The 10,111-nt window shown below is 67.1% G+C and carries 10 protein-coding genes; 7 read left to right on the top strand and 3 right to left on the bottom strand.

The features are described from left to right. Positions 1 to 790: hypothetical protein (locus tag ACM9NP_RS23690; RefSeq protein ID WP_415648991.1), on the bottom strand; the 790-nt coding region annotated here is incomplete at its 3' end. A 149-nt stretch (positions 791 to 939) separates the two neighbouring features. Here ACM9NP_RS23690 and ACM9NP_RS23685 point away from each other — a divergent pair. The 7 genes from ACM9NP_RS23685 to ACM9NP_RS23655 all read left to right on the top strand — a co-directional run bounded on the left by ACM9NP_RS23685 (position 940) and on the right by ACM9NP_RS23655 (position 6,652). Next, positions 940 to 1,773, top strand: coding sequence for a serine hydrolase (locus ACM9NP_RS23685; RefSeq protein ID WP_415648990.1), 834 nt, complete (start codon positions 940 to 942; stop codon positions 1,771 to 1,773). A 118-nt stretch (positions 1,774 to 1,891) separates the two neighbouring features. Then, positions 1,892 to 2,404, top strand: a complete 513-nt coding sequence (locus ACM9NP_RS23680; RefSeq protein ID WP_415648989.1) for a SigE family RNA polymerase sigma factor — start codon at positions 1,892 to 1,894, stop codon at positions 2,402 to 2,404. Next, positions 2,401 to 3,453: a hypothetical protein gene (locus ACM9NP_RS23675; protein WP_415648988.1), complete on the top strand. Its 1,053-nt coding sequence runs from the start codon at positions 2,401 to 2,403 to the stop codon at positions 3,451 to 3,453. Before ACM9NP_RS23680 ends, ACM9NP_RS23675 begins: the two co-directional genes overlap by 4 nt. A gap of 121 nt (positions 3,454 to 3,574) precedes the next feature. Continuing rightward, positions 3,575 to 4,093, top strand: a complete 519-nt coding sequence (locus tag ACM9NP_RS23670) for a SigE family RNA polymerase sigma factor (RefSeq protein WP_415648987.1) — start codon at positions 3,575 to 3,577, stop codon at positions 4,091 to 4,093. Continuing rightward, positions 4,090 to 5,058, top strand: a complete 969-nt coding sequence (locus ACM9NP_RS23665; RefSeq protein WP_415648986.1) for a hypothetical protein — start codon at positions 4,090 to 4,092, stop codon at positions 5,056 to 5,058. Before ACM9NP_RS23670 ends, ACM9NP_RS23665 begins: the two co-directional genes overlap by 4 nt. A gap of 146 nt (positions 5,059 to 5,204) precedes the next feature. Next, positions 5,205 to 5,732: a SigE family RNA polymerase sigma factor gene (locus ACM9NP_RS23660; RefSeq protein ID WP_415648985.1), complete on the top strand. Its 528-nt coding sequence runs from the start codon at positions 5,205 to 5,207 to the stop codon at positions 5,730 to 5,732. Beyond that, positions 5,729 to 6,652, top strand: coding sequence for a hypothetical protein (locus ACM9NP_RS23655; RefSeq protein ID WP_415648984.1), 924 nt, complete (start codon positions 5,729 to 5,731; stop codon positions 6,650 to 6,652). Before ACM9NP_RS23660 ends, ACM9NP_RS23655 begins: the two co-directional genes overlap by 4 nt. A 49-nt stretch (positions 6,653 to 6,701) precedes the next feature. Here ACM9NP_RS23655 and ACM9NP_RS23650 read toward each other — a convergent pair whose 3' ends face one another. Together ACM9NP_RS23650 and ACM9NP_RS23645 are read right to left on the bottom strand one after the other, a co-directional pair. Further along, positions 6,702 to 8,426: a thiamine pyrophosphate-dependent enzyme gene (locus ACM9NP_RS23650; protein ID WP_415648983.1), complete on the bottom strand. Its 1,725-nt coding sequence runs from the start codon at positions 8,424 to 8,426 to the stop codon at positions 6,702 to 6,704. A 24-nt stretch (positions 8,427 to 8,450) separates the two neighbouring features. After that, positions 8,451 to 10,034, bottom strand: a complete 1,584-nt coding sequence (locus ACM9NP_RS23645) for an FMN-binding glutamate synthase family protein (RefSeq protein WP_415648982.1) — start codon at positions 10,032 to 10,034, stop codon at positions 8,451 to 8,453. Positions 10,035 to 10,111 lie beyond the last annotated feature (77 nt).

Raw genomic sequence — 10,111 nt, 5'->3', positions numbered from 1 at the left:
GCCCGGGGGCGGGCGGTGGTTCCGGTGGGGAACCGGCCGACGTGAAACCGTTGAACCCCTGCGGCTGGAACTGCCCCGGGGCGGGGCTCGTCCCGATCTGGCGCGGACCATCGCCACGACCACGCGGAACATATTGCGGCACAACGAAACCCGTGTCGGGCGGTGGGGGCGGGCGTTCGCGCGTGGCCGGTATCCGGGCGATCGCGAGCAGCACGTACCCGATGACGAGCACGGCGATCAGGAACCCGCCGACGATGAGATAGAAGTACGGGTTCTGCGGGGACAGCAGCATTCCGTACTCCTGCGGGTTGACGAAGAGCATGAACACGAAGTAGGCCAAGGGCAACGACACCCACGTCAGCGGGTACCACCAGCGAACGTCGCGCTGAGAGCGCCCGACGAGGATGAAGTCGAGGGTGACGAGCGCCGGGGTCACGAGGTGCTCGAAGAAGAAACCGTGGTGGTCGAGACGTCCACCGTTGCCGAGCACGAGGATCGCGGTCAGGCAGACGAGCACCATGAGGACGGCGAGGGCACCGCGCAGCCATGCGGATCGGGGTTCGTGTCGGCGTCCGCCGGTGAACACCGGATAGCAGGCGAGACCGAGATAACAGACCGCGATCACGAGGCTCGCGAGTTGACTGAGTTCGCTCAGTCCGGCCCAGTCGTACTCGCCGTACGCGCCGATGACGTTGTGCAGCCCATACCATGCGGCGGCGGCGATCGCCAGCCTCCACAATGTAACAATGGTGAGAAGTTCTGAACCGGGGCGCGGTGTATCGGTGGGCATCGGGCCGCCTTGGGGTCGGTGGGTCGCGGCTCGAGAATACTCATTTGCGGCCGTTCTCGCTGACCCCGCGTGGCGGACCGGTCGCGCCGCCGAACCTGGGACTTTTTGTCGATGGCGCGCGACGGGCGACGTGGTTAGGGTCTGACCCCATGGAGGACTTGACGAAGTTGGAGCCGCTGTGGGACGAGCTCGGGGGCGAGGTGTCGATCTGGTTGGGCAGGCCGGGTTCGCGAGTCGTCTACGAACGCGACGCGGATCGAGGCCACTATCCGGCCAGCACCATGAAGATCGGCGTGATGGCGGCGGCGTACCGCCTGGCAGACGCGGGCCGCTTGGACCTGGACGCCGAGATTCCCGTCCACAGTGAATTCACGTCCGCCGTCGGCGGGACGTTCTCGATGGACCGCGGGTACGACAGCGACTCGCACGTGTGGGATCGGGTCGGGCAGACGGCGCCGCTGCGGTGGCTGATCCGGCGGATGATCGTCCGGTCGTCGAACCTGGCGACGAACCTGGTGCTGGAGCAGACGGGTTATTCGGCGGCCCAGGAGGCGTACCGGTTGGGTGACGACACTCGCAGCATCACCCGCCGCGGTATCGAGGACTACGCGGCACGGGACGCGGGCGTCGACAACGAGGTCACGGCCCGGGATCTCGCCCGGCAACTGTCGGCGATCGAGCTCGGTGAGATGGCGTCGGCCGAGGCGTGCGCGGAGATGCTCGACGTCTTGAAGGCACAGGAACTCAACGAGGACTTCGCTCGTGGGCTGCCGGACGGCGTCCCGCTCGCGTTGAAGAACGGTTGGATCGAGGGCATCCGGCATTCGGCGGCCATCGTGTACCCCGAAGACGCTCCGTCCTATGTGTTGGTCGCGTGCGCGTCCACGCCGAAGGCGCATTCGGATTCCGGAGACGACGACGTGTGTCGCGGTTTCGCCCAATTGAGTCGAGTCGTCTGGGAGGCACGGCACCGGCTGGGTTAGCAGATCGTTTAGGGCGGGCGGGTCTACACGACCCGCCCGTTCTCGTTTTTCGGGCGCCTGTCACCCGGCACCGGTCAGGGATTCGTCTGTACCGATGTAAGCGAATCCAAGGAGAAACATGCGGCCGGAGCAGAAATCGGAATACCGCGAGTACGTCGCCGCGCGCTGGACCGCGATGCGGAACTTCGCATACCTGACGTGCGGCGACTGGCACCGTGCCGAGGACGCCACCCAGACGGCGTTCATCAAGCTCTACGCGGCGTGGAATCGCGCGTCCAGGGCGTCCCTGGACGCGTACACGCGGCGGATCATCGTCAACGGGCTCATCGACGAGCACCGGCGAGGTTGGTTCCGACGCGAACGACCGCACGACGAGCTTCCCGACCTTCCCGGACCCGAACTCGACAGTCCACAGCGGATCACCGTGCTCGACGCGCTGGCGGCCCTGCCACCACGGCAGCGGGCGACGATCGTGCTGCGCTTCTGGGAGGACCAGTCGGTCCAGGAGACGGCGAAGACTCTGAAGTGCTCGGTGAACACCGTCAAGACCCAGACCGCGCGGGGCTTGCAGACACTGCGCGGATTGCTGGCGGAAACGATCAACGAACAACTCGAAGGAAACCTGCGATGAACGACGACATCAAGCGGGCGCTCGGCAGCGCCCTCGACACCTCCGGTCCCCCACCCGTCGTGGACATCGACGCCTTGGAACGCGCCGGCTCCCGGATGGCGCGCCGACGCGCGTTGAGCATGGCCGGTGGAGCGACCGCCGCGATCGCCGCCGTCACGGCCGGGGTACTGGCCATGACCTCGGTCTTCGCCGGTGCCGATCCCAACCCGACCACGCCCGAGAACGACACCGCGGCGACGACGGCTCCGCTGGAGTTTCCGGAGCTCGATCCTGACCGCGTCTACATGTGGTCGGGCATCGGCCCGAACGAGACCGACGACACGAGTATCGAACTGCGTGCCGCCCTGGTCGCCTACCTCGACACGCGATACCCGGACTGGCAGGCCATCGGCAGCGACGACGGTCAAGAAGTACTGATCGATCCGTCCTCGGCCACCGTTCTCGACTTCGGGCGAATTCCGAGTGGTCTGATGGAGATGCCCGTTGATCTGCCCGACGTCATCGACCTCGATGACTTCGAGGTGGTGTTGGAGGCACCGATCTACCAGTTCGTCGATTCCCTCGGAGATCCATTGGCGCGGTATAGCGGTGTCGGTGTCGCCCTCGACGGGACCGGCGAGACGGTCGACTCGCTCACCATCGCCGCCATGCCCGCCGGTTCGTACCTGGAGGGGAATGACGAGGCGAACGTCGACTACACGCAGCCGATCAACGGTCACCTGCTGCGCGGTTGCGAAACCTTCGACATCACCGACGCGCATGAGGGAACGGGCGACGACAGGCGGTTCAGCTTCGACTGCGACACCGTGACCGTTGACGGCCTGACCATCGAGCGCGTGACGGACCGGGAGACCTACACCGCCGGCGACGTGACGATCGTGCGGCACACCGTCGTCGTCCATCAGCCCAACGGCACCGCGATGCGGATCAGCGTCGCCGCGTCCCAGCCGATCGGCTGGGAGCAGGGCCAAGGCGCGCCCGAGTCGCCGAGCATCTCGCTCGACGACCTGACCGACCTGGCGATGGCCCTGCCGGTGATCGACTTCTAGCGGCGTCGCATGGCATGTCTCGGGCCGACCGGTTCACTGGTCGGCCCGTTCGTCGTTTCGTCGATGCAACCTTTTCGCGCCGCGAATGCGTATGAAGCGCGACATCGCAGTGAGGAGAGCAATGCGAGCCGAGCAAGAGGCCGAGTTCCACGAGTACATGGCCGCACGCACAGACCGGATGCGGCGCTTCGCGTACTTGTACTGCGGCGACTGGCATCGCGCGGAGGACGCGGTTCAGACCGCTTTCATTCGCCTGTACGCCAAGTGGAATCGGGCCAAGCGCGCTTCGTTGGACGCCTACACCAGACGGATCGTCGTCAACGTCCTCATCGACGAGCATCGGCGTGGCTGGTTCCGGCGCGAACGCAGCCACTCGGAGCCGCTGGACACGGCCACGCCGACGGATCACACGGCCGACACCGAGGTTCGCATGGTCGTTCGGGCGGCGCTGGATCGCCTGCCGAGCAGGCAGCGGATCGCCGTGATTCTCCGTCACTGGGAGGACCTACCGGTCGAGCAGGTCGCACAGATCATGCGTTGCTCGACCGGCACCGTCAAGAGCCAGACCTCGCGGGGCTTGCAAACACTACGGGGTCTGCTGGCGGAATCGATTCAACGAACCGAAGGGGTTCCATCATGACAGAACGCATCGAAAACCTGCTCGATGCCGCGGCCGAACCGCCGTCCACTCCGTCCATCATCGACCATGACGGAATCGTCAGGGCCGGTCGAAGCCGTGCGCGCCGCAACAGGCTCGGCGTCATCGGCGGCTCCACCGGCGCGGTCGCGGCGATCGCGGCCATCGCGCTGCTCCTGCCCGCCATGACGTCGGCGGCACCGCCTCTGGTGAACGAGGCCACCGGACCCGACGTCGAAACCGGTGACGCCGTCGAGCAGCCGTACTTCCCGTACCCCGAATTCGAACCCGACCCGAACCTGAGTTACGAGTGGAGATGGGTCGACGAGGGGACGACCACCGACGCGACGGCCGCGTACTCCGAGAGCCTGGTCGACTGGATCGAGCGGTTCGACGTCGACATCACCCCGGCAAACGACGAGCTGCCGGATCTCCCCGACGATCGGCTCCTCAGCCTGTATCGAGCCGAACGGCAGCTCGTCGGCTACGACGGGAACGCCGACGACACCCCGATCGGCGCCCCGGTGCCCCACTATGGAGCCAAGTTCGACGTCAAGCCGACGGACCACGAACTCCGGGTCGAGATCGTGATCGAAATCTGGGCCAACGGAAGCTACGAACCGGGCGAAGGAGCGACGGTCCCATACCTGTACAGCTGCCAGGATCGGGATCCGGGCCCCGCCGCGTTCCAGGCCGGTGCCAAACGCACCTGCGGCGAGAAGGTCACCAACGACGGCGAATCCGTCGTCGACCTCACCGAACTGGTCTACGGGGACTTCGACGGCGAGCCCTACTCCTTGATGGACAAGGCCGTCATCCTCTATCGCTCGGACGGGGTCGCCATCCAGATCTCACAGATCTCCCCTGGCGCGGAAGACGATGACGGGGCGCCGATCGACACGTCCTACTTCACAACGGAGGAACTGACGGCGCTCGCGACCTCGATGCCCGAGGCCATCGTCGAATAGCCACGATAGACGCACCACCCGGCGGCGCGCCCATTTCGGCGCGCCGCCGTCGACGTCATCGAAGGCCGCGTTGGTCGCGTCGCGTGCCCGGCGAAAAAATCGAACGGCCGCTGTGGTCCCCCCGCGCCTCCTCGGTGTCTGTATTCATGACGACAACCGACAAGGAGACCCGGATGCGCGACGACCATCACGGCGACTTCCAGAACTATGTGACGGCGCGCCCTCCCGCGATGCGCTACTTCGCCTACTTGTCCTGCGGGGACTGGCACCGCGCCGAGGACGCGACGCAGATCGCGTTCGAACGGCTCTACGGCGCGTGGCATCGCGCCCGGCGAGACTCCCTCGACGCCTATACCCGACGCATCATCGTCAACACGCTGATCAACGAGGGCCGCCGGGGCTGGTTCCGCCGCGAGCGATCCGCGGCGGCCATGCCGGAACCACCGCCGGACGATCACGCCCCCGACGAGCGTCTGTCCCTTCTAGAGGCTCTGGCGCGGCTTCCCGCGCGGTGCAGGGCGACCGTGGTGCTCCGGTACTGGGAGGACCTCTCCGTCGCCGAGACTGCCGTGGTGATGCGCTGTTCGGAGTCCACCGTCAAGACTCAGACGGCCCGCGCGTTGCGCACGCTCCGCGATCTCCTGTCCATCTCCGCAGAAGGAGCGGCGCGATGACCGACGACCTGAAAGACCTGTTCTCCGAGCACACCCCGATCGACGCTCCGCCGCCGCGATACACCAGCACGGACCTGATCGAAGGCGGACGCCGACGGGTCCGCCGGCAGCGCGCCCGAATGGCCACACTGGTCACGGCCGTGGTCGCCGCGATCGCGGTCACCACCGTCAGTCTGCTTCCCATGGGGAACGACGAATCCGCCCCACCGGCGAACATCGACGACCTGGAGTACGACTATCCCGATCTCGATCTCGAACCGTCCCAATTCGACGACTACGGCTGGCAGCTCGTCCGGGGACCGAACGAGAACGACGACACGGTCTCCTACACGAAGGCCGTCGACATCTGGTCCAGCGACCGCGCCATCACTCTGTCGCCGACCAGGGTTGGGCCCTATGTCGACGAAGACGACTTCATCCCGCCGAACGTGATGAAGCGATTCCTTGCCGGTTTCTACGACTCCGCGTCCGAGGACTTCGTCGGTGGGGCGATTCCGCGCTACGCGACGGCCTTCACGGCTCGACACGAGGGGCGCTCCGACGCCTCGGTCTTCCAGCTCGAGGTCCTCGCTCGCGGCGACTACCCCAGGAATGCGGGCGCGGGACCGGAGTTCCTCGTCGACTGCGAACCGTCCCCGTCGAGTGGTCGTGGATCCGCCGCCGTACGCGTCGATCGCACGTGCACGGAGTTGACGACGAGCAACGGGGAGCGGGCGGTCCAGGCGATCGAGCTGCGCTATCGCGGCGAGGACGAGACCCTGGCGTACCGCGTCGACGTGACGGTGCTGTTCCGAGAGGACGGCACGGCCGTGATCGTCACCGAGAGGAGCGAGATCGACGATCCGACGGACCCGCCGGTGTTCGGACCGGCCGAAGGACTGGAACTGGCGGAACTCATGCCGGACGTTCCGGTCCGGTAGGACGACGTTTCACGCGGGCGGGCCGACAACGGCCCGCACGCACGCGTCCTCAGTCTCGGGAGCGGATCGTCTCCTTCAGCCTCGCGATCGCGAAGCCCCACGCCTGGCCGGGTTTCGGTTTGGGCGGAACGGATATCTCCTCGGGGTTCGTCAGGACGTCGATGAGTACCGGACCGGGTTCCGCCAGGGCCTCCGCGAGCTGCTCGCGCAGGCGCTCGGGTTCGGTGATGCGAACGCCGCTCATGCCGGTGGCACGCGCGATCGCGGCGAGGTCGGGATTGTCGAGGACGGTCCCGAACTCGGGCAGTCCGGCCTCCTCCTGCTCCAACTTGACCATGCCGAGACGGTGATTGTCGAACACGACGAGCTTCACCGGAAGGTCGTGCGCCACCGCCGTGAGCAGGTCCCCCATCAACATCGTGAGCCCGCCGTCGCCGCAGAACGCGATGACCTGACGGCTCGGGTCGCAGGCGGCCGCGCCGAGCGCCTGCGGCATGGCGTTGGCCATCGATCCGAGGTTGAAGGAACCGATGAGACGCCGTCCCTGAGTGAAGTCGACGAAGCGGGCTAGCCACACCGCGCACATTCCCGTGTCGACGGTGAACACGGCGTCGTCGTCGGCCAGTTCGCTGACGGCCGCGGCGACGGCTTCGGGCCGGATCAGGTCGCCCGGATTGTCGACACCGCCTCGCACCCGACCGACCAGAGTGGAGTCATAATCGGGGTGGGCCAGTTTCGCCTGGCCGCGCCGCCACGAGGCATACTCCTCCTGCGCCTTCGGCAGGTGCTCGGTGTTGGCGTTGCCGTGGATCCGGGACAGCAGGGCGTCGATCGTCTCGCCCGCGTCGCCGACGAGACCGACGTCAACGCCGACGCGGCGTCCGATGTGGTCGGCGACGGTCTCGATCTGGATCACCCGTGCCTCGTCGGGATACCAGTCGCGGTAAGGGAAATCGGTGCCGACCATGATCAACAGGTCGGCCCGGCGCAGCGCTGACGCCGCCGCCGGGTTGCCGATCAGACCGGTCTGGCCGACCTGATACGGGTTGTCCCAGTCGAAGGTCTCCTTGCCTTTCAGGGTGACGACGATCGGCGCGGACAGGTGCTTGGCGAGCGCGATGACGGGACTGCGCGCGGCGGAGGCCCCGATGCCGGCGAGGATCGTCACCCGGTCGGCGGCGTTGATGAGCGTCGCGGCTCGGTCGAGGTGGACGGCGGCCGGCACGGTGGTGCTGACCCCGGTGAACGCGGTGATGGTGCGTTCGTCGCTGACGGTGCGGGGGCCGATGTCACCGGGAAGACTGACGACGGCGACGCCGCGTTTGGCCATCGCCGCGGCGATGGCCTGTTCGAAGACGCGCGGCACCTGGGACTCGCTGGTGATGGTGTGACAGTAGACGGCCACGTCGCTGAACAGCCGATCGTTGTCGATCTCCTGAAAGTAGTTCGAGCCCATCTCGGACAGCGGTACCTGACCGACGACGGCGAGGACGGGGGCATGGCTCTTGGCCGCGTCGTAGAGGCCGTTGAGCAGGTGGACGCCGCCGGGACCGACGGTTCCGGCGCACACGCCGAGCCGTCCGGTCAGTTGGGCGGACGCCCCGGCCGCGAAGGCCGCGACCTCCTCGTGTCGCGTGCCGATCCAGGAGATGCCGGCGGTGCGGCGGATCGCGTCGGTGACGCTGTTGAGCGCGTCCCCGACGACACCGAACACGTGCGGGACGCCGCAGGCGACAAGCCCGTCGACGAGTGTCTGACTCACTGTGGTTGGCACTGTATTCCCCGTCTTCCCGTTGAGTTAGCCGTCGAAAGTGTCCGCCGAAGCGCGGTTCCAGTAGTCGTCCCACTGAGGTGGTGGGTCGGCGAGCAGTTGCCCGGGAAGGAGTTGCGGGTGGATCACGCCGAAGGGACGCACGATGTCGGTCCCGGTCCGACGCATGAGATGGTGCGAGCGCAGTTGCTCGGGCCCGGTGAGTCCCATCGCGGCGATGAGCGCCTGCGCGCTGCGGACGGTCTCGTGTTGAAAGCGGCGCACGCGCTCGGCCTTGTCCGTGATGACGAGCGCTCGCGTCCGCTTTGGGTCCTGTGTGGTCACCCCGACCGGGCAGGTGTTGGTGTGGCAGCGTTGTGCCTGGATGCAGCCGAGCGCCATCATCATGGCGCGGGCGGCGTTGGTGTAGTCGGCGCCTTGGATGAGCCGCTTGACGATGTCGACTCCGGAGGAGACCTTGCCGCTCGCGCCGATCGCGATGTGCGGCTTGACGTCGCAGCCGACGAGGACGTTGCGAACGACCACAAGGCCTTCGGTGAGCGGCAGCCCCACGTGGTCCTCGAACTCCAGTGGTGCCGCCCCGGTGCCGCCTTCGCTGCCGTCGACGATGATGAAGTCGGGCAGGATTCCGGAGGCGAGGATCGCCTTGCCGATGGAGGCGACGGCGACGGGGTTGCCGACGCACAGTTTGAATCCGGTCGGTTTGCCGCCGCTGGCCGCTCTCAGCCGGGCGACGAACTCGAGTAGTCCGACGGGTGTGTGGAATGTGGAGTGCGCCGGCGGGGAGACGCATTTGACGCCCACCGGGACGCCGCGGGCCTCGGCGATCTCGGAGCTCATCTTGGCGGCGGGCATGACCCCGCCGATTCCGGGTTTCGCGCCCTGGGACAGTTTCACCGAGATGCAGCGGACTGACGGGTGTTGGGCCTTGTCCCGGAACGCCGCTTCGTCGAAGGTGCCGTCGTCGCTGCGGCAGCCGAAGTAGCCGGAGCCGATCTCCCACACCAGATCGCCGCCGTGTTGAAGGTGGTGACGCGACAGGCCGCCCTCTCCGGTGTCGTGGGCGAATCCGCCGAGTGCCGCGCCCCGGTTGAGGGCGAGGATCGCGTTGGCGCTCAGGGCACCGAAGCTCATCGCGGAGACGTTGAGGAGCGCCATCGAGTACGGTTGCGAGCATTGTGGACCACCGACGGTGACGCGGTGCTGCTCGGTGGGTGGCACCAAGGGAGTCATCGAATGCGCGAGGAATTCGGCGCCGACGTCGTAGACGTCGAGTTCGGTGCCGAACGCCTTCTCCTGGTTGGCGCCCTTGGCGCGTTCGTAGACGAGCGAGCGGGCGTCGCGGTCGAAGGGGCGGCCGTCCGTGTTGCGTTCGACGAAGTACTGCTGCATCTCGGGCCGGATCGCCTCCAGCGCGGACCGGAAGTGACCGATGACGGGGTAGTTGCGCAGGATGCTGTGCCGTCGTTGCGCGAGGTCGTACGCGCCGAGCAGGAGCAGCGCGATGAGCGGGACGGCCGCGAACCACCACCACGGGGACCAGAGGAGACTCGCGACGACGGCGAGCGGCGCACCGATGAGCGCCGCCAGCGGCGTGAGGAACCGCCTCATCGAGCGTCCTGGTGTGACGGTGCCGTCTCCCCCATGCGCGGAACCATATCGGACGGAATGCCCAGGTGGGAGGGGTT

This window comes from Stackebrandtia soli (assembly GCF_965137155.1).
GTDB classification, from domain to species: Bacteria; Actinomycetota; Actinomycetes; order Mycobacteriales; family Micromonosporaceae; genus Stackebrandtia; species Stackebrandtia soli.
The sequence above is the reverse complement of the archived record's forward strand: the minus strand, read 5'-3'. Positions and strand labels throughout refer to the sequence as shown.

What these genes read in the sequence shown, in the direction of transcription:
- ACM9NP_RS23660 (WP_415648985.1), top strand. Translation starts at nt 5,205, where the DNA reads ATGACGACAACCGACAAGGAGACCCGGATGCGCGACGACCATCACGGC.
- ACM9NP_RS23685 (WP_415648990.1), top strand. Translation starts at nt 940, where the DNA reads ATGGAGGACTTGACGAAGTTGGAGCCGCTGTGGGACGAGCTCGGGGGC.
- ACM9NP_RS23665 (WP_415648986.1), top strand. Translation starts at nt 4,090, where the DNA reads ATGACAGAACGCATCGAAAACCTGCTCGATGCCGCGGCCGAACCGCCG.
- ACM9NP_RS23645 (WP_415648982.1), bottom strand. Translation starts at nt 10,034, where the DNA reads ATGAGGCGGTTCCTCACGCCGCTGGCGGCGCTCATCGGTGCGCCGCTC.
- ACM9NP_RS23670 (WP_415648987.1), top strand. Translation starts at nt 3,575, where the DNA reads ATGCGAGCCGAGCAAGAGGCCGAGTTCCACGAGTACATGGCCGCACGC.
- ACM9NP_RS23680 (WP_415648989.1), top strand. Translation starts at nt 1,892, where the DNA reads ATGCGGCCGGAGCAGAAATCGGAATACCGCGAGTACGTCGCCGCGCGC.
- ACM9NP_RS23655 (WP_415648984.1), top strand. Translation starts at nt 5,729, where the DNA reads ATGACCGACGACCTGAAAGACCTGTTCTCCGAGCACACCCCGATCGAC.
- ACM9NP_RS23675 (WP_415648988.1), top strand. Translation starts at nt 2,401, where the DNA reads ATGAACGACGACATCAAGCGGGCGCTCGGCAGCGCCCTCGACACCTCC.